18 protein-coding genes and 1 tRNA gene are annotated in these 22,116 nt (G+C 47.4%); 16 read left to right on the top strand and 3 right to left on the bottom strand.

Features of this window, described 5'->3' with window-relative positions; genetic code table 11:
- The first annotated feature begins 7 nt into the window (after positions 1–7).
- From RGU75_RS20415 to RGU75_RS20410, 3 genes are all read left to right on the top strand, one after another.
- Positions 8–98, top strand: a tRNA-Ser gene (locus RGU75_RS20415).
- Positions 99–348: 250 nt separating this feature from the next.
- Complete coding sequence (locus tag RGU75_RS23995; RefSeq protein WP_323507525.1) at positions 349–507, top strand: hypothetical protein; 159 nt, start codon at positions 349–351, stop codon at positions 505–507.
- A gap of 506 nt (positions 508–1,013) precedes the next feature.
- The gene (locus tag RGU75_RS20410; protein WP_322239128.1) at positions 1,014–1,337 is read left to right on the top strand and encodes a hypothetical protein; all 324 of its coding nucleotides are present in this window, start codon (positions 1,014–1,016) and stop codon (positions 1,335–1,337) included.
- 129 nt (positions 1,338–1,466) lie between these two features.
- On the opposite strand, the gene RGU75_RS20405 is transcribed toward RGU75_RS20410, so the two are convergent.
- Complete coding sequence (locus RGU75_RS20405) at positions 1,467–2,174, bottom strand: EAL domain-containing protein (protein WP_322239126.1); 708 nt, start codon at positions 2,172–2,174, stop codon at positions 1,467–1,469.
- A gap of 589 nt (positions 2,175–2,763) precedes the next feature.
- On the opposite strand from RGU75_RS20405, the gene RGU75_RS20400 reads away from it, so the two are divergent.
- The 7 genes from RGU75_RS20400 (at position 2,764) to RGU75_RS20370 (ending at position 9,314) form a co-directional block, all read left to right on the top strand.
- Positions 2,764–3,750 (top strand): glycosyltransferase family 2 protein, encoded by a 987-nt coding sequence (locus RGU75_RS20400; RefSeq protein WP_322239124.1) that lies wholly within the window; start codon positions 2,764–2,766, stop codon positions 3,748–3,750.
- Positions 3,750–4,157, top strand: coding sequence for a GtrA family protein (locus RGU75_RS20395; RefSeq protein WP_322239122.1), 408 nt, complete (start codon positions 3,750–3,752; stop codon positions 4,155–4,157). Before RGU75_RS20400 ends, RGU75_RS20395 begins: the two co-directional genes overlap by 1 nt.
- On the top strand, positions 4,154–6,010 hold the full coding sequence (locus RGU75_RS20390; RefSeq protein WP_322239120.1) for a hypothetical protein: 1,857 nt from the start codon (positions 4,154–4,156) through the stop codon (positions 6,008–6,010). The genes RGU75_RS20395 and RGU75_RS20390 overlap by 4 nt, the downstream gene beginning before the upstream one ends.
- Positions 6,011–6,245: 235 nt before the next feature.
- Entirely contained in the window at positions 6,246–7,097 is an 852-nt protein-coding gene (locus RGU75_RS20385) for an alpha/beta hydrolase (protein ID WP_322239118.1), read from the top strand.
- Positions 7,098–7,161: 64 nt separating this feature from the next.
- The gene (locus tag RGU75_RS20380; RefSeq protein ID WP_322239116.1) at positions 7,162–7,617 is read left to right on the top strand and encodes a DUF4118 domain-containing protein; all 456 of its coding nucleotides are present in this window, start codon (positions 7,162–7,164) and stop codon (positions 7,615–7,617) included.
- A 374-nt stretch (positions 7,618–7,991) separates the two neighbouring features.
- The gene (locus RGU75_RS20375) at positions 7,992–8,648 is read left to right on the top strand and encodes a LysE family translocator (protein ID WP_322239114.1); all 657 of its coding nucleotides are present in this window, start codon (positions 7,992–7,994) and stop codon (positions 8,646–8,648) included.
- A 186-nt stretch (positions 8,649–8,834) separates the two neighbouring features.
- Positions 8,835–9,314 (top strand): HAD domain-containing protein, encoded by a 480-nt coding sequence (locus RGU75_RS20370; protein WP_322239112.1) that lies wholly within the window; start codon positions 8,835–8,837, stop codon positions 9,312–9,314.
- 329 nt (positions 9,315–9,643) lie between these two features.
- Here the strand turns inward: RGU75_RS20370 and RGU75_RS20365 are convergent, their stop codons facing one another.
- A complete protein-coding gene (locus tag RGU75_RS20365; protein ID WP_322239110.1) occupies positions 9,644–9,955 on the bottom strand; it encodes a hypothetical protein in 312 nt (103 codons plus the stop codon).
- 1,032 nt (positions 9,956–10,987) lie between these two features.
- Between RGU75_RS20365 and RGU75_RS20360 the strand changes: the two genes are divergently transcribed.
- Positions 10,988–12,694 carry a thiamine pyrophosphate-binding protein gene (locus tag RGU75_RS20360; RefSeq protein WP_322239108.1) on the top strand — a complete coding sequence of 569 codons (1,707 nt, stop codon included), beginning with the start codon at positions 10,988–10,990 and terminating at the stop codon, positions 12,692–12,694.
- Between the two features lie 49 nt (positions 12,695–12,743).
- On the opposite strand, the gene RGU75_RS20355 is transcribed toward RGU75_RS20360, so the two are convergent.
- Positions 12,744–14,243, bottom strand: a complete 1,500-nt coding sequence (locus tag RGU75_RS20355; RefSeq protein ID WP_369124726.1) for an aldehyde dehydrogenase family protein — start codon at positions 14,241–14,243, stop codon at positions 12,744–12,746.
- 572 nt (positions 14,244–14,815) lie between these two features.
- On the opposite strand from RGU75_RS20355, the gene gcvH reads away from it, so the two are divergent.
- The 5 genes from gcvH to lipA all read left to right on the top strand — a co-directional run bounded on the left by gcvH (position 14,816) and on the right by lipA (position 21,958).
- Complete coding sequence (gene gcvH, locus RGU75_RS20350) at positions 14,816–15,199, top strand: glycine cleavage system protein GcvH (RefSeq protein ID WP_322239106.1); 384 nt, start codon at positions 14,816–14,818, stop codon at positions 15,197–15,199.
- Between the two features lie 76 nt (positions 15,200–15,275).
- Complete coding sequence (gcvP, locus tag RGU75_RS20345) at positions 15,276–18,146, top strand: aminomethyl-transferring glycine dehydrogenase (protein WP_322239105.1); 2,871 nt, start codon at positions 15,276–15,278, stop codon at positions 18,144–18,146.
- A gap of 6 nt (positions 18,147–18,152) precedes the next feature.
- Complete coding sequence (locus tag RGU75_RS20340; RefSeq protein ID WP_322239103.1) at positions 18,153–19,532, top strand: L-serine ammonia-lyase; 1,380 nt, start codon at positions 18,153–18,155, stop codon at positions 19,530–19,532.
- Between the two features lie 166 nt (positions 19,533–19,698).
- On the top strand, positions 19,699–20,823 hold the full coding sequence (gcvT, locus tag RGU75_RS20335; RefSeq protein ID WP_322239101.1) for a glycine cleavage system aminomethyltransferase GcvT: 1,125 nt from the start codon (positions 19,699–19,701) through the stop codon (positions 20,821–20,823).
- Between the two features lie 124 nt (positions 20,824–20,947).
- Positions 20,948–21,958: a lipoyl synthase gene (gene lipA / locus RGU75_RS20330; RefSeq protein WP_322239099.1), complete on the top strand. Its 1,011-nt coding sequence runs from the start codon at positions 20,948–20,950 to the stop codon at positions 21,956–21,958.
- Positions 21,959–22,116: the final 158 nt, after the last annotated feature.

Below are 22,116 nucleotides of genomic sequence, written 5' to 3'. Positions count from 1 at the left end.
CCAATTAGGAGAAGTGGCAGAGTGGTCGAATGCGCCAGACTCGAAATCTGGTTTACAGTTTCGCTGTAACGTGGGTTCGAATCCCACCTTCTCCTCCAAGACAGCGTTTATAATGTTCGTAGAAGTTCAATAACCGGCCTCCGCCATAGTGCAGACGTCGGTTTTTTGTGGCCTGTCGTCCAGCGTTGTCCATTTACATTCACGGTTTTTGCATCCATATTTGGGCACATGGATGCACTTTAAAACTGACTTGGATGAAAAAATGCCCAAACTCGCCACCCCCCTCACGGATATTCAAGTCAAAAGCGCCAAACCAAAGGACAAGGCCTACACTTTAGCAGACGGGGCATGTATTTGGAAGTCTCGCCGGTGGGCTCCAAGATATGGCGGATGGCTTACCGTCAGCCGAATGGCAAAAATACCAGGCTGACTTTCGGCGCATCATCGCCTCGATATGTTTGTTGCCGTCCCATTCATCGCCATACGCCGTTTCGATGGCGTTCATGACGTCCATCACTATCTGGTCCACTCGCGCAGCGTGTCACAAGAAAATGTTCCTAATATTCACTGTCATCCAGGCGAGTAAGCCATAGGAACAGATTGCACGGAATTAACGTTCTAACGGGCGGAAATCCGGGCTTTATAAAATGTACGCTGATGCTTTATACTAAATGTATGCCTGAAAAAAAGGAACCGTGCTTAGAAGCACGCAACGTACAAGGTTCACAAAAATCGCAATGCGGTTTTTAATGTGCGTTTATTTTGTTAAGCCTTCGCGGCTTGGCAATGATGGGAAAGCTTCGGCTTGCCGGTAGCGCCTCGTAAATCGGTTTTCCGACCTGCCATTTCCCGCCGAGCCCGCTTGGAATCGGGGCGCGGCCTAATCGTACAAGGAATCAATTGATGTTTAATGTTCTTACTTCAACTACCGCTCACTATACGAGCCAAAATCCGTCGTTATTTATCTACGGTGCGCCGATAGTCTTCGACGATGTCGTTGGGAGGGCGCTCTCATGAGCGAGCCAATCCTGCCGATGCCAGAACAAGAGGCATATCATAAGGCGTTTTCGTGGCTGCCTGTAGATCATCAAACTGATAAACACACGCAGTTTCGTGCACTGGCGGTAGATGTCTGTCGTGGTATTCAAACATGCCTAGAGGTTACTCACTTCAGGACCCTGAACAGAAGCAGCGATGCGATGCCAACGTTGAGTACTATTCACACTGAGCGCCTGATGCGCCTGGCGTCGTCATCATCTCAGATGCTTGCGGAAATTGCAGCGAGACACTTTGATGATCTAAACGATAAAAGCGGCAAGGCGTCTAATAAAATTTAACCTCAATCAAATGGATTGGGGGCGTTTCTATTTTTTGAGAGTTGCTCAGAGAATTGTTATGTGCCGAGATGCTAACCGGAATTGCTACAGTTCATATCGTCAGTGTGTGAATCGACCATTCAGATAAATTTACATACTGACCGTTACAACTCCCTCCGGCACGTCGTTCACCAACTTATCGACAAACCAGCCTTGCGCCTTGTCAAATCCTAACTCTTTAGCAAATATGAAATGTGCCACGGTCTCGACGCATTCGACAATCACGCGAATGCCACGGGATTGCCATTGCTGAATGAGTATCTTCAGCATCGTTGCTGCGTCATCTCGCGTCATAGCCGTCTTGAAAAAAATACCGTCAATTTTGATGTGCGTGCAATGATGAATGGCGTAAAGACGTTTGAATCCATCTTGTCCATTACCGAAATCGTCAATGGCAAATTTTAACCCGAGTAATGACAGGCTATTGATCTTGGCCGTGATCAGGTCAAATGTCTTTGGGTCTGAATAGGATTCGCTGACTTCAAATACCACGTTATTTTTTTGTGCAGCGAGAGTGAACAGTTCGCTAGGTAACGCAAGTAGTGATTCATTGGCGATATTGACGAACAAAATGGCTTCTGCCAGCCGCGTAGAACCCAGGTGCTTCAATACACTGCGATCAATGTCTAACCATTGCGCCGGGATTGGCCCGCGGTAAAGCAACTCACATTCTATCGTCGCGCTGCGTTGAAATTGGATGATCGGTTGCAACTCAAACTTCAAACTCACCTTAGGGTCGAAGTCTGAATCGAGTTGCAAAAATCGATTAGGACTATTTGGTTTAGTTGAAATAGACAAAACGGTTCATCTTAAAAGTATTAGTGGAGCACACATACGAAATGATCGTATCGGCTGGAATCTGTGCAAATTACATCAAAAAAGCTATCAGTACCTAGAAAGTTTAACGAGACGTGCGTTCATCCTGTCAATTATGACTGGATATTAGCTACTTAGTAGCGCGAAGTCGTGTTCTGGTAAAAAAGTGGCGCATATTACTTTTTTCCAGCACGCATTTTTCCAGGACATCTGTCATATTTGTTTTTAAATAGGGAGTTGTCCTATTGTTTGATAGGAGGTCGGGCCTGAATATTGGTCAGCCCCGGGTTTCTGCTAACCGGATATTTTTTCCAAATGACGACTGCTTGGGCTTACTTTATGCCGCCTTAAACTAAGTTGCATCAGACTGTTAAATACTTTGGTTGATTGTAAGCTTTCGCGTTATTTGGGTTCCGTGGCACTTATGATTGACTTGCCCGAATCTATCTAAGCGTCTGGATTTTTTTAAAACAATAAAAGTCCACATAAAATGACGCCGTATAATAACGAAAAATAGATCAGTGCCTGGGATCAGTTTATGGGTGCAGGGAGTAACTTTAACTGGAAAAGTATGAATGAAACTGCGTGTGAATTTAATGAGCATCTTAATGAATCAATATTCACCCTGCAACGGATAGCCGTTCTCATTCCTTGCTATAACGAAGAAGTTGCAGTGGCATCAGTTGTACAGGATTTTAGGCTCGCTCTTCCGACTGCAGAAATTTTCGTCTTCGATAATAACTCGACAGACCGGACTATGGACGTTGCTAAGCTCTCTGGAGCGACAGTGCGCTCAGTTCCGCTGCAAGGAAAGGGAAACGTGGTCCGACGGATGTTTGCAGATGTGGATGCAGATGTCTATGTTATGGTCGATGGCGATAATACCTATGATGCAACGGTGGCACCGCGGCTGATTAATAAGCTATTAACCGAAGGCCTGGATATGGTGGTTGGTGTCCGGGTTACAAAGGAGCAAAAAGCCTATCGGTTTGGGCATCGCCTTGGTAATGCGGTATTAACTCGTTTTGTTGCCTTCCTTTTTGGAAGAACTTTTACCGATATGTTATCGGGTTATCGCGTTTTTTCACGTCGGTATGTCAAGTCATTTCCCGCGCAATCCCGGGGTTTTGAGACCGAAACTGAGCTTGCGATCCATGCATTACAGCTAAGGATGCCTGTCGCAGAGTTGAATACGACCTATGGATCAAGGGTACAGGGATCTTCAAGTAAGTTAAATACTTATCGTGATGGCTTTCGGATACTCGTCACGATCGTTAGATTATTTAAATCCGAAAAGCCGTTGACGTTTTTTTCTTTTGGTTTTTTCTTTTGCACCTTAATTGCCATTCTTTTGGCGCTGCCTTTGTTTGAGACTTATTACGAGACTGGTCTCGTGCCCCGTTATCCTACTGCCGTTTTATGTTCTGCATTAATGTTGTTTGGCGTCATTTTACTGACCTGTGGGATTGTGCTTAATACCGTTACGAAGGGTCGAACTGAAGCAAAACGATTTGCTTATCTAGTCCATCCTGCGCCTGCCACAAAGAATCCTAACTAATGGACAGTTGTCGACAATTTATTCGTTTTGCTATGGTCGGGGCGCTCGGGTTTGGGGTCGACGTTGGTATTTTATATTTGACGCTTCATATCGGTTTTGGATATTTTTTTGGTCGCGTAATATCATTTCTTTGTGCTGTGTGGGTTACTTGGATGGTCAACCGTCGTTTTACATTTTCTACGAGGCCGAATAGTGGGGTTTTGAATGAAGCAATCCGTTATCTCGCTGCGATGTCTTTAGGTGGTCTGATTAACTATGCGGCATATAGTCTTGTGATCGTCCAGGGCCAAAACATTCCTTTTCTTCCCTTTTTTGCTGTCGCCGTTGGTTCGCTTGCAGGAATGGTGATTAACTATTTCAGTGCAAGGTTGTGGGTATTTAAACTTTCGGAAAAATGTAAGAAATGAATATTTTGCAGTGCGCGTTAAATCGAACGAGCTTTAATCATTGCGACCTGAACAAGCCTAAGACATTATTGATTGCTTGTCTTCTTGCACCATTATTTTTTGGTCTGGTTTCTTTATGGCTTGGAACTGACCTTAACTGGGACTTGCAAAACTATCATGTCTATAACGCGTTTGCGCTATTAAACGGCAAGTTACATACGGATTTGGGTCCGGCTGGAATGCAAACGTACTTTAATCCGATTTTGGATGTGCCGTATTATTGGTTGTCTTTGCATCTACCTGCGCCGCTTGTTGGTTTCATGATGGGCGCAGTACATGGCATCAATTTTATTCTTCTGGCAGGTATATGCCGCAAGACTTTGCCCGACCTTCCGTCAGAAGATCGTTTTCGCATACCACTTTTACTGGCAATAGTTGGTTGTCTCACAGCGAATTTCCTCTCAAGTATAGGAAATACAATGGGGGATGCCTCGACTTCCATTTTTATCCTTGGCTCTTTACTCATCGTTTTGTATGGGTGGGAAAAATTTTCTGAAAATGGTGTGCGGCCGATTCTTATCGTAATACTTGCTGGTTCGGTAGCTGGTCTTGGAACAGGTTTAAAGTTGACCAATGTTGTATTTGCAATGGCTCTGTGTCTCAGCTTTTGCACGGTGCAGGTTAATTGGATAACGCGATTTCGTCTGGCATTCTTTTTCGGTGTTGGCGTGTTAATTGGTATAGCAGCCACTTCGGGATATTGGTTTTTTGAGATGTGGCGCACCTTCGGCAATCCTTTTTTCCCCCAATTCAGTACATATTTCCCAAATCCGTTGACGCGATCGGTGAGTGTTGCCGATGTGATTTGGCGACCAAAAAATCATTTTGAAACGCTATTTTGGCCATTCTTATTTTCATTGAATCCTAAAAGAGTTGGGCAGCTTCCGCTCCATCAAATTATCTGGCCTGTGGTGTACGTTCTTTTCTGGTGCTGGCTTGCTGCAATATTCTTGAAAAGGAAGACGCGCACTACGATAAGTAGCATGTTGCCGGAGGCGAAATATATCGTTGCAGTGGTTGCCATTGGATATCTCATCTGGATGGAATTATTTAGTATTCAGCGTTATCTGATACCGATTGAGATGTGCGCGCCGTTAGTCGTATTCATTTTACTCATGCAGTTAAAAAGCTATCAAAAAGCCCGTAAAATCGCGATGACTATTTTTGCGGTAACAACGGCTGTAGTGCTTCTAGGGGGGCTGACCACTTGGGGGCATGCGTCATGGGCGAAAAAAATGTTCCGTATCGATTTGCCGCCGATAGCTGCTCCGGAGAAAACTACCGTCATTTTGGCGAATGGTGACCCGGCTTATGGATGGCTGGCCGCGCAGTTTCCACCCAATATTGCTTTTACGCAGATAGAAGGTAATTTTCCGGGAGCAATGCCGGCTTATGTTAACCGTATTCATGAGATTGTAAATAAACGCGGTGGTCCTATTTTCGCCATTGTCCAAGGCGAAAAACAATCCAGTCGGATAGCGCAGATCACCAAAATCCGTGAAATCGCGTCTGGCTTAGGAGTTACATCAACCAAAAGTGGTTGCGAGGGATTACGCTGGATAATCACGCGTCTAAAGCTTCATGCTAGCGTCAGCATGTTGGATGCTCCCGTTGACAATGCACAATGCGCGATCCAGGTACTAGCTTCCGATATTGTGGATGTTGAAGGCAAGAATAAGGTGTTCATTGCCAGCGTAGAAAAAGGGCTAACCCAAAATGGCTTCTTTATCAATGCATCCTTGTGCAAGCCATATCGGGCATACATTGGCGATGCCGAATATCCTTATCAGTGGTGTCCGTTAAGCCAGTCCTGATAGTTACTGGCATAATTGTTAAAAATATAATTTGTTAAGCGGTATTTGCTTCAATAAGACGAGCATCGACTACAATCTTGGCTGATGCTAGTGTGTGAAACGATTTGTAAATGACCAATTGATCTATTTGCCTCTTTAAAAGCTTGATTGGGATGCGTTTTCCCAAAGTGAACTTCACAAGTTGTCGTTTTGAGTTACTCTAAAGCAATGCTTAATATCTCCTATGGATTCAAAAATGCACAATGAACAACCCATCACCCATGCAGTCATTTTATTGCACGGATTATGCGGTTCGTCGCTTGAAATGGGGTCTATACCTAAGGCATTACGAAAAAGTGGCTGCGCAGTCATTGAGTTGTTGATACCTAATTATTCCGCAGGACACGTTGATTCAACAATTACCCCGCACTGGGAAGATTGGTGTGCAGTGGTGGATAGCGAGATTTCTCGTTTGAAAATGAATTTTAAAACAGTGTCTATCTGCGGCTTGAGTATGGGGGCAACATTGGCTTTGGCAGTTGCGTCTCGCAGCAGTGAGGCGATTGCTATAGTAGCGTTGTCTCCTGTTTTGCGATATGACGGATGGTCAATACCCTGGTATCAACATTTAATGCAGATACCTTTCTTTTTGGGCTATAAAAATTGGTCTCATAAAGAGGGCGAGCCATTTGGAATAAAGAACTTTGATATGCGCAGAAGAGTTGCTAATGCTCTCAAAAAAGATGGGGTCGCTGCAGTGGGAGCGGCTGCAATTCCGGCGCGACAACTTCGTGGGGCGCATCAAATGATGGCATATGTGCGTTCTTCGCTCAAACAAGTTAAAACGAATATTTTAGTTATTCATGCAATCGATGATGAAACCGCATCACCTAAAAATCCCGAGTTAATTTTGGAGCATGTCAGTTCCGAGATGCGAAAAGTCATTTGGTTAGGCGATTGTTATCATATTATTACTGTCGATAACGAGCGAGAAATTGTGACGAATGAAACAGTTCAGTTCATACAAAAAAATATAGAAATGCACTTAAAAGATATTTCTTATAGGGAATTGCAGCATAAATCACCGTTAAAAGATCGTCGTGGATAAAGGCTGAGATCGTTGGCCGATTTCTCGCTATTACTGACCTGTTATTCTTTATCTGAAAACTGCAATGAAATTAAAAAATAGTAGAACCTGGAAGCAAAGTGGTCTTAATTCGATAGGAATCTGTTTATTAGGATTCGCTTTAACATTTTGTTTGCGATATGTGCTGAATTCAATATTGGATCAATCAATGTCTATGTTGTTTTTTGCCATAAACTGTATTGTTATGGCATGTTTTTTTGGGTTCTGGCATTCAACAGGTCTTCTTATAATTAGTTTTCCGACAGCATTTTTCTTCTTTAGAAAACCCTATTATTCGTTTGAGGCGATAGCTGTAAAAGATTTGTATATAATTATTATTTATGCAACTATTATTTTGCTTTCTTCTTGGATCATCGAATGGTTGCAGCGTGAGCGATATGCTGCGGTTTTATTGCAACGAGTATCGGAAACACGGTATCAATTATTAATAGAGTCAGACCAGGCACGACGCATTGAGTATGCAAGAAATGCCGCTGAGTAGTAAAAATTAATATAATACTAACTAACGGTGCTAGATGTGTGACCAGACCGGTCGGTTAGTTAAAAACGATGCCCTGAACGCGGATTTTTCAACTGCAGAGTTATTTGAGGGAAATATACAACGTCGTTAAGTTGTTATCTGCTTACTCCTTTTGATGTCTTGTGATCGCCAAGTCAGACTCAAAATCAGGCGTATTCAGCGTTAAATCAGCAAGATCGCAAGTTCAGTATTTTGCGGAAGTGATTGATTAGCGTCAACGCGTTGCTTAATAACGTGTCTTTGAAGCAGCATTTTAAAGAGCGGACAACTTTCACCGACACCCATTCCGCGTACGCCGTTAAAATAACGGACTATCAAATAAATTTAACCTTAGTATGGATATTAATCTCTGGACAACGTATTTATTTGCGTCGGTTCTTATCGCCGTTTCACCTGGTTCGGGTGCGATTCTATCAATGAGTCATGGAGTACGATTTGGAGTAAGGCGCACTGGCGCAACGATTCTTGGCCTTGAGTGCGGTTTAGTGGTAATCCTGCTGATTGCTGGTGCCGGTGTGGGCTCGTTGCTTGTCGCATCTGAGGTGGCATTCAATATTGTAAAATTTCTAGGTGCTGGCTATCTTGTGTATCTAGGCTTTTCGCAGTGGCGCAGTGCGGTACCAAATGCTGAATCGACTGGATTTATGTCGCCGAAGAAAGGCCTGCCTGAGGTGTTTACATGGCGACGTCGTTACGCAGCGGGACTTTTTACCAACATGACAAATCCTAAGGGCATCGTTTTTATGGTCGCTGTTTTGCCGCAATTTGTTATACAGAATCGACCTTTGGGATTGCAGCTGCTGGTGATGGCGCTCACCACGGTGACAGTCGATGTAGTTGTTATGCACGGTTATGCATTAGCCGGAAGGTCAATGCAAAATCTGTTTCGAAACGCGCGAGCGTTCAAGATTCAAAACAGGATTTTTGGTGGTCTGTTGATGGCAATTGGAACGGGCTTGCTTTTTGTAAAGCGGGGAAACGATAGTTTATGAAAATTTCCCGATCTTGGAAAACAGATTGATGACACGATAACCAAAACAATTCTTGATGGGTGGACGTGAAGAGCAACTGATATTTTTGGCTGTTTTCAAAAGAGCATAAAAAGAGTCGGATAGCTAGAATTGGCGATCACATCAGTGCCACGCAACATTTTATTTCAGCATTGATAATTAAACTTAATGAAAATTTTATACTTAGACTTTAACGGTGTTTTGCACGATGGCATGGTGATGCGTAATCGCAAGCGTGGCATGTACATTACGAATCCAGAACGTTCTTTTTTTGAGTGGATGCCAATTTTGGAAGAATTGCTTGCACCGCACCCGGATGTAAAAATTGTGTTGTCCACAAGTTGGGTGCGGGCACTAGGATTCGATGCTACTCGCCAGGAATTGAGCGAAGAGTTGCGTGCACGAGTTCTTGGCTCGACATTCCATCACCCGAAATTGCTGCAAAGTGAATTTGATATTATGCCGCGCGGGATGCAAATTTGGAATGATGTCGAGCAACGCAAACCAGATAGTTGGTTCGCCATTGACGACGATGCATTCGGCTGGCCCGCATGGTGTCTGGATCGATTGGTTGAAACGAAAAGTCATCTCGGGTTGAGTGATCCGGTCGCGCAAGAGGCAGTCCGTCATATTCTCGCTGCTTTGTAAAAAGACTTGATGTATTCGGTATCGGCGGAAGGATGAAGCGAGCATAGCTAAAATAGCCGTCTAAATACCTTGTTCTAACCATTTGCGGAAAAATTCCTTTTCTGGAATTCAGAAAATTCCGATAGCTGATTAGCCAGTGCACCAATCGCATTTATTGGTGACAACAACCTCTGCTTTTATCGGTAATTCATTTTTTAAATTAGCGCAGTCTGAACACGCTGCCGCATCCATGATTATGTCATTGAGTATTCAAAATATGTCATCGCTTGATGCGATGACATATCGTTTAGCTGCCAAAAGATTAGAAATCTAATAAATTGACATAGATTTCACTTTCCAGCGATCTTCGGCCGTAACTCTGAGATGTCGTGCTCAGTTTGCTGTGTACGAGCGGCAGGATCAGCGAACATCGTACTGCGTAATCGGGTTGCATAAATTTGCGCATCAAGCGTCGACGTATAAGCGGCAATGCTTTTCATTTTCCCCTCAAGTCTTGCTATGCGGGTATTGAGCAAGTTTACTTGCGCCTGAACGTGCTCAAGGTCGTTTTCTGCTGATAATAATTGCAGCCTGGCCGCCACTAGTTCATCAGTGACGATAGAGAGATGTGTGGGAGTAAACAAACGTTTCAGTATGTTCATGATTTCTCCTTTACGTGTACAAAGACAATTAAAGAATCAGTACTTCATTTCGGGTAATGAGTTTCAGGTTTTACTTCAAAATATTCATGACGTAACATTTGAAGGTGCCTAAATTTTGTCTCTGTTTTAGTCTCTTTTTCTCCGTTCCTTGTCACTATTTTAGGTTGCTTATGATGTCGACATTTATATGGTAACAGCGAGATTAAGCTACGTGAAAGTGAATCTCTTTTGCAAATAAACTTGATGCTTTTTTACGACATTATGATGACTAATTGGCCTTATCCGATAGCTCTGCAATACTTTAATTGCAAAACAGAAATTGTCTGATTGTGAAGTCAATAAAAGGAAGAGGCAGAGGGATTTTTTGCTTTCCTCATTAACAGTTATCTAATAGGAATGGACATCAAACCTGTATAAAGATTCAATTTTTGTATCATGACTCGCCTTGATGAAATTCATATCGGGGCGACCGTACACCAAATACAATCTTTCCCTAACCACTGTAATAAGTGTAAAAGCAAACTTGGTGCAGCGCTAAAAATGAGTACGCTGATACAAAGCATCAGCAACAAGACGATTGCCGCTTGACAGCCATCAGCGAAGGGGAGAGCGGCTATCGTTCGCCTCATCACTGATTCGATCCGATCACGCTTTGTCGGGGATGCCATTGCACAACTCCATCATGAACAAACAAGTACCTATTTTTTATTTCAAATGAATGTCACGCGTCGAAACAATGATGCCGAATGACAATTCTTCCTGTCCGTATTTTTTGCTATGAACGTGAATTACAAACACCTCGCTCACCGTGCGATCTGATTCCGTCGGTCTGAACTGAAAATAGCGAACTGCTCATTTTTATGTTTCACTACATAGCGTATTACAAATTATAAAATAGGCAATCAATGGCTCCGTATTAGTATCAATAGTAGCGCGTTGGTTATTGGTCACTCGTCAATACAAAAAATCCCTAATGCAGTTATCAACGCCACTAAAGCAGTTATCAACGCCACTAAATCATCTGGAGAAAAAATGGAAACCACTGCGATTATTTCTGGAAGTGGAGGTCAGATTGTGGTGAGTTGTCTGGTGACACATGGCGTGGATCATGTTTTTTGCGTACCCGGCGAGAGTTATCTGAACGTACTCGATGCACTTTATGATGTCAGAGAGAAGGTTGCCTTGCGTGTATGTCGCCATGAAAGTGGCGCTGCGAATATGGCCGAGGCGTACGGCAAGCTAACTGGAAAGCCTGGAATTGTGATGGTTACACGTGGTCCGGGTGCGATGAATGCGGCGATTGGGTTGCATACGGCACATCAGGACTCGACTCCGTTAATTATGTTCATCGGACAAGTTGCTCGTGACTGTATGGATCGTGAGGCATTTCAGGAGCTTGACTACCGACGCGTGTTTGGACATATGGCGAAATGGGTTGCCCAAATCGACGACGCTAAACGCATCCCTGAATATATTAGCAGGGCATTTCATACCGCTGTGAGCGGAAGGCCTGGCCCGGTGGTATTAGCGTTGCCGGAAGACATGCTGACCGATATAGCGGAGGCTTTTTCCGCGCCTCCATACAAGCGCGTGGCTTGCGCACCGACGCCCACATCATTACAGCAATTAGCTGTTTTGCTTGGTGCTGCAAAAAAGCCGATTGCGATACTCGGCGGCAGTGGCTGGACCCCGCAAGCATGTGAGGATATACGTCAATTTGGAGAGGCCTGGCAATTGCCAATGGCGTGTGCGTTTCGATTTCAGGACCTGTTTAATAATACCCATCCTTTGTATGCTGGCGATGTTGGCATCGGTATCAATCCTGCATTGGCACAGCGTATTAAGGACGCGGATGTGGTTTTGGCAATTGGCCCGCGGCTGGGTGAGATGACGACCAGCGGATACAGCTTATTCGCTATTCCTACACCGCAACAGCGCCTGATCCATATCCACGCCGGTGCGGAGGAATTAGGGTCCGTCTATGCCGCTGAACTATTGATTAACGCCAGCATGCCGGAATGTGCCGCTGCGCTTGCGGAATTGGTCCCGCAGACCGGGATTGCGTGGTCTGGTAAAGGGGAGGCCGCACACACGCAATATCTTGCATGGAGCACGCCACCTCAAGTGGAGGGGCCAGTTCAGATGGGGGAGATCATGCAGACACTTCGCGAGCGACTTCCTGCTGACGCGATTGTTTGTAACGGCGCTGGCAACTACGCCACCTGGGTTCACCGCTTTTATCGCTATCGGCATTTTAAGTCCCAACTAGCGCCGACGAGTGGCGCTATGGGTTATGGCGTGCCGGCTGCAATTGCCGCGAAGTCCCTGTATCCAGAGCGGATGGTGGTGGCTTTCGCAGGTGATGGCTGTTTTATGATGAGCAGTCAGGAACTGGCGACGGCAATGCAATATGCGTTGCCAGTGATTTTTATCATTGTTAATAACGGGATTTACGGCACCATACGGATGCATCAAGAACGTGAATATCCGTCTCGCGTGCATGGCACCACGTTGACCAATCCCGACTTTGCTGCTTACGCCCGTTCGTTTGGCGCTTCTGGCGCGGTAGTTGTTAAGACGGAAGATTTTGCATTAGCGTTTGAGCAGGCGTGCGCTTCCGGGCTTCCGGCCGTGATTGAAATTCGGTTGTCACCTGAAGTGATCACACCAACCAACAGTTTATCCAGCATCAGAGAACAGGCGCTGCGCAAGCAGAAAGCACTCAAAAAGGATGGCTGACGACGAGGTTGCTTGCCGTCGTTAGCCATCCGCCCGGAATGATTGCAATTCATACGTCAAACTGGATTCCTTGCGCTAGCGGTAACGCATTGGAATAATTAATGGTATTGGTGGCCCGACGCATATACGCTCGCCACGAGTCGGAGCCGGATTCTCGTCCGCCGCCGGTATCCTTTTCGCCGCCAAACGCGCCACCGATTTCAGCGCCAGATGGACCAATGTTGACATTCGCGATACCGCAATCGCTGCCAACGGTAGAGACGAACAGTTCTGCTTCACGCATGTTTAGCGTGAATATCGACGACGAAAGCCCTTGCGGGACACCATTTTGCAGGGCGATGGCGTCGGCGAAATCGTCGTAGCGCATGACGTATAAAATCGGTGCAAATGTTTCAAGGCAGACGATGTCCGTTTGTTCTGGCATTTCAACCAGCGCTGGACGGACGTAAAAGCCATCTGCACAGCCGCTTACCGCAACCCTTTCACCGCCGACCACCAGACCACCCTGGGCACGCGCGGCCACCAATGTCTGTTGCATTGCGTCAAAAGAACGTACGTCTATCAGCGGGCCGACCAAAGTTTCGCTTTCTAACGGATTGCCAACTTTGATGTTGTTGTAAGCATTGCGTATTTGCGGCATCAATTGGTCATATATGTCTTTATGCACAATCAGTCGGCGTAGCGTTGTGCAGCGTTGCCCTGCGGTTCCTACGGCTGAGAATAAGACGCCGCGCACAACCAATGACAAGTCAGCGCTGGGCGCTACGATAGCGGCGTTATTGCCGCCAAGCTCAAGAATACTGCGACCAAACCTTTCGGCGACACGGGGACCTATTTTGCGTCCCATCCGGGTTGATCCGGTCGCTGAAATTAACGGAACGCGCGCATCTTTGACCAGCGCATCGCCGACCGTCCGATTACCCTGAAGCACTTCCAACAATCCATCCGGCGCATCTCCAAATGCACGGCTGGCCCGATTAAACAAGGCAGCGCAGGCGAGGCCCGTCAAAGGTGCTTTTTCTGACGGTTTCCAGACCACGCTGTTACCGCATACAAAGGCCAATGCTGCATTCCAGGCCCATACCGCAGCAGGGAAGTTAAAGGCGGAAATGACGCCGCACACACCCAGAGGATGCCAGCTCTCCATCATGCGATGACCGGGGCGCTCGGATGCAATGGTCAGCCCATATAGTTGGCGCGACAAGCCCACTGCAAAGTCGCAAATATCGATCATTTCCTGCACTTCACCCAGGCCTTCCTGAAGGATTTTCCCCGTCTCCATGGTAATGAGTGCGCCCAGATCGTGTTTATGTTCTCGCAAAATGTTGCCTAACAAGCGAACCAACTCCCCGCGACGTGGCGCAGGAACTGACCTCCATGTCAGAAATGCCTGGTGTGCACGATCTATCGTTTCGGTTGTCTGTACCGGACTGTGGGTCTTGATGATTGCCAGCAACGCGCCATCAATTGGGCTACGCACTTCAAGATCGCCATTTTCCAATGCCGTCTGTGGCACACCGAGTCGCTCCATTAATCCATGAATGTTCATGAAATGCATCCTTTTTAGGTGATTACACACAAAGTCTACGTTGAATTGCGTTACTTAAAATGATAATTTTGACGGGACATATTGCGAATGATGCGCGGTTTCGGGTGTTTTTTTACTTCATTGATGTAGTGCTAAGCGTACTTTTCCCCATGAGGAAACGTCGTTGTAAGGGAGCGCATTTTTTATGAAATCTGTTTTTTTAATATCTATTTTATGCATCACGGCGTTTTTTTTAAGCGTTAGTATTGATCGCGGGACGACGTGCGGTAGTAATTGACTTGATCGGCAATAGCGACTAAAACGCGCGATTGTTTTTTTGTAATGGCTTGTTCTGTGGTTATTCAGGACTGCGCCTCCTACAATTTTGTTTTTTCGAATATTATGAAATTAAATTTAATTTTTTGAACACAAAGTAGTCTTCTATTGATTTTTTTAGCTTGTTTAACTGAGAAATTGATTGCAAAAGCATTCTTGAAAACTCTACAATTTTGTACAGGGAAAATGACTGTATGCGCACAATCGCCGGGATTGTAGTTGGCGCGTAATACCAACTTGTTAAAGGGAGACGCACAATGAGTACGACGAAATATACGGAAGAGCACGAGTGGCTAAAAATCGACGACAACGGTTTGGTGACGGTCGGCATTACTGATTTTGCGCAAGATCATTTGGGTGATCTGGTCTACGTCCAGTTACCGGAAGTCGGCAAGCAAATAGACAAAGGCGCAGAAGCTGCCGTGATTGAATCAGTCAAAACCGCGAGCGAAATCATGATGCCAATGGCGGGCGTAATCACTGAAATCAACGCATTGTTGGCCGACGAACCCGGCAAGGTGAATGAAGACCCATTGGGTGATGGATGGTTTTTCAGGTTTCAGGCAAATGATGATGTTGCCGGTATAACTGGACTGATGGATGAGGATGGTTATAAAGCATTTGTAGCAGGATTGGGTTGAGTATCGTCACGCAAGTTGTATCGGTTGGGACGATGCAAGCGCATGTATGGAACAGTAACTATTGCGAGAGAATACAATGACTCAGATACGGCCGACGTTTGAAGATTTATTGCAGCATACGGATTTTGTTGGTCGGCACATCGGCCCCGATGAGACTGACCAACAACGGATGTTGGCGACGCTGGGTTACACGTCGATCGACGCGTTGATAAAGAATGTCGTGCCAGCGGCTATTTTGTCTGACGCGCCATTAAATCTGCGCAGTGCGCTCAATGAAGTCGAGACGTTAGAGGCGCTACGCAGTATTGCAGTTAAAAATCATGTATTTAAAACCTATATTGGGATGGGCTATTACAACTGCCATACGCCTACGGTTATTCTACGCAATTTACTTGAAAATCCGGGTTGGTACACGGCTTACACGCCGTATCAACCAGAGATATCGCAAGGCCGTTTGGAGGCGTTACTAAACTTTCAAACGATGGTATCCGATTTGACTGGGCTAGAGATTGCCAATGCGTCATTACTTGATGAGGCCACGGCAGCGGCGGAGGCCATGACCTTTTGCCAGCGCGTATCGAAAAGCAAAAGCAATACGTTTTTTGTATCCCAGGACTGCTTCCCGCAAACCATCGATGTAATCAGAACCCGCGCCGCGCCGCTAGATATTGATGTCGTGATAGGTGATCATCTGACGGCGTTAAATGATCTCGATTGTTTCGGCCTGCTATTGCAATATCCAAGCCTCAGCGGTGAGATACACGACTACGCAAAAACTGTTGACATCGCGCACAGTAAGGACGCGTTAGTGATCGTTGCCGCCGATTTGCTGGCGTTAACTTTATTGACGCCGCCCGGTGAATTTGGTGCCGATGTAGCCATTGGCTCGTCCCAGCGCTTCGGCGTGCCGTTAGGTTATGGCGGCCCACATGCAGCGTACTTCGCAACTAAGGACACACACAAACGCATGATGCCGGGGCGCGTTGTCGGTGTTTCCATCGATAGCCGTGGCGACCAAGCGTATCGTCTGGCGATGCAAACGCGGGAGCAGCACATCCGGCGTGAAAAAGCGACCAGCAATATTTGTACTGCGCAGGTGTTGTTAGCGAATATTGCCAGCATGTACGCGGTCTATCACGGGCCGCACGGATTGAAGACCATCGCGCAACGGGTCCATCGTCTTGCAGCGACCTGTGCGGCGGGATTAAATCAGCTGGATTATGCGGTGGTGACGCCTCATTTTTTCGACACACTCACCGTGCGCACTATCGGACATACCCAGGCGATCCACGCAGCGGCGCGCGCGCAGTCTATCAACTTGCGGATAGCTGCGATTGATCAGATTGGCCTTTCATTTGATGAAACGACAACGGCTGAGGATGTCGAGACGTTGTGGCGGATTTTTTCGCGCAAGGACCATCCAACGCTTTCCTTTGCAAAAGTTGAAGCTGAGGTTGATGATCGACTTCCGTCAGAGCACACTCGAACCAGTGATTTCTTGACGCATCCGGTATTCAATAGCCACCACTCTGAAACCCAGATGATGCGCTATCTGCGCACACTGGCTGACAAGGATCTGGCGCTTGACCGCACTATGATCCCGCTTGGCTCATGCACGATGAAACTGAATGCCACCACGGAAATGATTCCGATCACATGGAAAGAGTTCAGTGCCATTCATCCCTTCGCGCCGCTCGAACAGGCGCAGGGATATCAGCAACTGGTGACGGAGCTGGAACAAATGCTATGCGTTTGTACTGGTTACGACGCAGTGTCGTTACAGCCAAATGCCGGTTCGCAAGGTGAATATGCGGGCTTGCTGGCAATCCGCGCTTATCACCAAAGTCGCGGTGAAGGCGAACGTAATGTTTGCCTTATCCCAAGTTCTGCACACGGTACTAATCCTGCCACGGCACACATGGCGGGTATGAAAGTGGTCGTCGTGCGTTGCGACGATAATGGCAACGTTGATGTCGTTGATTTAAAGGCCAAGGCCGATTTGCATGCGGCTGAGCTGGCTGCGTTAATGATTACGTATCCATCGACGCACGGTGTTTTCGAACAAGCTATCCGCGAAATCTGCGACATTATTCATACACATGGCGGTCAGGTCTATATTGACGGTGCGAACATGAATGCTATGGTCGGTTTGTGTGCACCGGGCCATTTTGGTGGTGATGTATCGCATTTGAATCTACACAAAACATTTTGTATTCCGCACGGCGGTGGTGGCCCGGGCGTTGGTCCCATCGGCGTGAAGGCCCATCTTGCGCCATTTTTGCCTGGGCATGGACTGCTCGAAACAGGTATTGCGCCGGTCGCCGCTGCGCCATGGGGCAGTGCCAATATTCTGCCGATCAGTTGGGCCTACATCACGATGATGGGAAGTCGCGGTCTTAAACAAGCCAGTCAAATCGCGATTCTGAATGCCAACTATATCGCCCATTGTCTCGCGCCGCATTATCCGATTTTGTATGCTGGCAGAGACGGTATCGTGGCGCATGAGTGCATCATCGATTTGCGGCCATTGAAAGATAAAACGGGGGTGACCGTCGACGATGTGGCGAAACGTCTTATCGATTTTGGCTTCCATGCGCCAACGATGTCGTTTCCCGTAGCAGGAACGTTGATGATTGAGCCCACCGAAAGTGAATCAAAGGGAGAACTGGATCGTTTTTGTGCGGCAATGATTGCGATTCGGCATGAAATTAAGGAGATTGAGGATGAACGCATGACTGCTGAAAGTAGCCCACTCAGGCATGCACCGCACACTGCCTTGGATCTGACAGAAGACTGGGATCGTGCGTACACACGTGAACAGGCCGTATTCCCAATAGCATCACTGAAAAAGACCAGCAAGTATTGGCCGCCGGTTGGCCGAGTTGATAATGTATACGGTGATCGTAATCTCGTGTGTTCTTGCCCGCCGCTGTCGGATTACGAGTAAATCAAGATGGCTATCAGCATATTTGAACTATTTAAAATCGGCATCGGTCCTTCAAGCTCGCATACAGTGGGACCGATGCGTGCGGCTGCGTTGTTCGTCACCGGGCTGCAAGCCAACGGTTTGCTGAATCGCACCGCCACGGTCAAAGCTGAGCTATACGGCTCGCTCGGTGCGACAGGTAAGGGCCACGGCAGCGACAAGGCGGTACTGTTAGGCTTGCTGGGAGAAACGCCCGATCTGGTCGATATTAATACCATCGCCGCTAAGCTTGCGCACATTCGCAGCGCGGCAAGTATTGATTTACTCGGTATCAAGCAAGTTGCTTTCGTTGAAAAAGAGCATCTATTAATGTATCGGCAGCGCACCTTGCCGTATCACCCAAATGGTATGCGCTTTACAGCATTGGATAGTGATGGTAGCGAAATAGTCAACAAGGTGTATTACTCCGTCGGTGGCGGCTTTGTGGTCAATGAAAACGCCGCCGGCGAGGATCGGATTGTGTCCGACACTACGGTTCAGCCTTATGCGTTCCATAGCGGCGCAGAATTGCTTGATCACTGCCAGCGTAATCAACTATCGGTTAGTCAGCTAATGCTGGAAAACGAAAAAGTATGGCGCTCCGAGCAACAAATCCGTGCTGGCTTGATGAATATTTGGCAGGTGATGCAGGATTGTGTCAAACGTGGCTGTCAGGAAGAAGGCGTTCTGCCCGGCCCGATGCAAGTACGACGCCGGGCCGCCGAGTTGTTCCGCACGTTGTCGACGCAAGGAGAACGTAGTCTGCGCGATCCATTAACGACACTCGACTGGGTTAATCTTTACGCGTTGGCGGTCAATGAAGAAAACGCTGCCGGTGGACGTGTAGTCACGGCACCGACCAACGGCGCGGCGGGCATTATTCCAGCGGTGCTGCATTACTACACGCGCTTTGTACCCGGTGCAAATGACGACGGTGTTGTGCGTTTTTTGCTGACAGCTGCCGCGATTGGTATTCTGTACAAAGAAAACGCATCCATCTCCGGGGCTGAAGTCGGTTGTCAGGGCGAAGTCGGCGTCGCTTGTTCGATGGCTGCGGGCGCGTTGGCGGAAGTGATGGGCGGTAGCCCTGCACAAGTTGAAAACGCGGCAGAAATTGGGATGGAACACAATCTCGGGTTGACCTGCGATCCAATTGGTGGACTGGTCCAGGTCCCTTGTATCGAGCGTAATGCGATGGGTTCCGTCAAGGCAATTAATGCAGCGCGGATGGCTTTGCGAGGCGATGGACGACACCATGTTTCGCTCGATAATGTGATCAAGACCATGCGCGATACCGGCGCGGATATGAAAACAAAATACAAGGAAACATCACGTGGCGGGCTTGCCGTGAATGTTATTGAGTGCTGAAAGTGCAGATTAACTGTTGACCAAATGATTGAACGTTGCTTGCACTTTGGTGTTCACGGTCCTTAAATTGCGCGCTGTTCAAGGGCCACTTCTGACCATATTGATCCGCTTTCTCGGTACGTCGTTAACAAGGCGATACGCTCTTTTCTAAAAAAAGGAAAATCTTATGGAGTCCAATTCACAATCTCTGGCACGTACGCCGTTGTATGACCTGCATCTTGAGTTGGGCGCGAAGATGGTGCCGTTTGCTGGCTATCAAATGCCGGTGCAGTATCCAACTGGTGTTTTGAAAGAACATACCCATACTCGCACGCAAGCAGGTTTGTTTGATGTTTCGCATATGGGGCAAGTGCGACTGAGTGGCGCACATGCGGCGGCGGCGCTGGAAACTCTGGTGCCGGTTGATATCATTGATCTTGCTGTCAATACGCAGCGCTACGCCGTGTTTACCAACGCCAGCGGCGGCATTCTCGACGATCTGATGGTGGCGAATTCGGGGGATCATTTACTGTTGGTCGTCAATGCTGCCTGCAAACAACAAGATTTGGCGCATCTGCAAAAACACCTATCCGAACATTGCAGCGTTGAAGAATTGAATGACAGAGCATTGCTCGCGTTGCAAGGACCGCTAGCAGCAAAGGTCTTGGCCCGGCTTGCTCCCAACACTGCCCAAATGATATTTATGCAGACCGCCACTGTGATGCTGGCGGGCGTGAATTGCTTTGTTAGTCGTTCCGGTTACACGGGTGAGGATGGATTTGAAATATCGGTACCAAACCATCACGCAGAAGCGCTCGCACGTGTTTTGTTATCGCAACCGGAGGTCGCGCCTATTGGTCTGGGCGCACGCGATTCTTTGCGATTAGAAGCAGGGCTTTGCTTGTATGGCCACGATATGGATGCCAATATTACGCCGGTGGAAGCGAGTCTGGCATGGGCGCTCTCGAAAGTACGTCGCGCTGACCAACCACGCGCAGGTGGTTATCCTGGCGCCGAGATCATCCTGCGTCAGCTTGCAGAAGGCGTTGCGCGGAAACGCGTTGGGCTGTTGCCGCAAGACCGGATGCCAGTACGTGAAGGGGCCGAGGTTATCAATGCAAACGGCGAGATTGTCGGCAAAGTGACCAGCGGCGGATTTGGACCGACATTAGGCGGTCCGGTCGCAATGGGCTATGTTGAGTCGGCGCATGCGACTGTCGGCACGACGTTACACGCCATCGTACGCGGCAAACCGATACCGGTTGTGGTTGCGAAAACACCTTTCGTTCCGCAACGTTACTACCGCGGTTGATGGATTAAATCTTCTGAGAGGTAATGTAAAGCGGATGAATAAAGCGGATGAACAAGTTTTTTAGTCCGGCAAAGGAAAATCAGAGGCAAAGCAGAATTCGGACAAATCGAAAAGAGGAGAAGTAATGCGTGAACCCATCATCATCCGTGAATCCAATGTAGCACGGCGGCCGGTAGAGGCGGGCGAAAAACTTCGCGGTGCAGAAAAGATGGCGCGCATTCCAATCAAGATTGTGCCGACTGAACCGGCGCAATACTTGCGCAAACCAGCGTGGATTCGGGCGCAGTTTACTGGCACCCGTGAAGTGTTGCGCTTAAAAGAGATACTCCGCGAAAACCACTTGCACACAGTCTGTGAAGAAGCGAATTGTCCTAATATTGGAGAATGCTTTAAAAGCGGCACGGCGACTTTTATGATCATGGGTGATATTTGTACCCGACGCTGCCCGTTTTGTGATGTTGGTCACGGTCGCCCCAATCCGCTGGATGTTGAAGAACCGAAAAATCTGGCGCAAACAATCAAGGCAATGGGATTATCTTATGTCGTCATTACGTCGGTTGACCGGGATGACTTACGCGATGGCGGTGCAGCGCATTTTGTTGATTGCATCCAACATACCAGAGCGTTGAGTCCAGGTATAAAGATTGAAATTCTGACGCCCGATTTTCGTGGACGGGTTGATGTAGCCCTTGAAATCCTTGGGCAGGCCACGCCCGATGTTTTTAATCATAACCTCGAAACAATCCCGCGTCTTTACCGTGAAGCGCGTCCCGGTGCAGATTACCGTAATTCGCTAGAATTACTGCAGCGTTTTAAACAACGCCATCCGCATGTCGCAACAAAATCAGGGCTAATGTTGGGCTTGGGCGAGACGATTGAAGAGATCGAAGTCGTGATGCAGGATTTGCGAGATCATCAGGTTGATATGCTAACTCTCGGACAATATCTACAACCCAGCCCGCATCACTTGCCGGTCGCAAGGTATGTCACTCCGGCAGAGTTCGAGGCTTTGCGAGTCGTAGCGCTAAAGTTAGGTTACTCACGCGTGGCGTCGGGGCCGATGGTGCGCTCGTCTTATCATGCAGATGCACAATCGGAGGGGATATTTTCTTCTATTCCAAAAGACGCGTCTTAACGTTGGATTTCCGCTACTGCTGCAATGAAAATTGCAAAATGGCAACGTAACCGCAAATTTTAGGTATTCCGTGGGTTGGGGATGTTAAGACCCGTCCACCACGGATGCGTTTCAGAGCCGATAGCGTAATCTTTTTTTCGTTGGCTTGGCTAACGGCC

Origin of the sequence: Glaciimonas sp. CA11.2 (genome assembly GCF_034314045.1) — a bacterium.
Classification (GTDB): Bacteria; Pseudomonadota; Gammaproteobacteria; order Burkholderiales; family Burkholderiaceae_D; genus Glaciimonas.
Note: the sequence above shows the minus strand (reverse complement) of the source record. Positions and strands in the feature narration are given on the sequence as shown.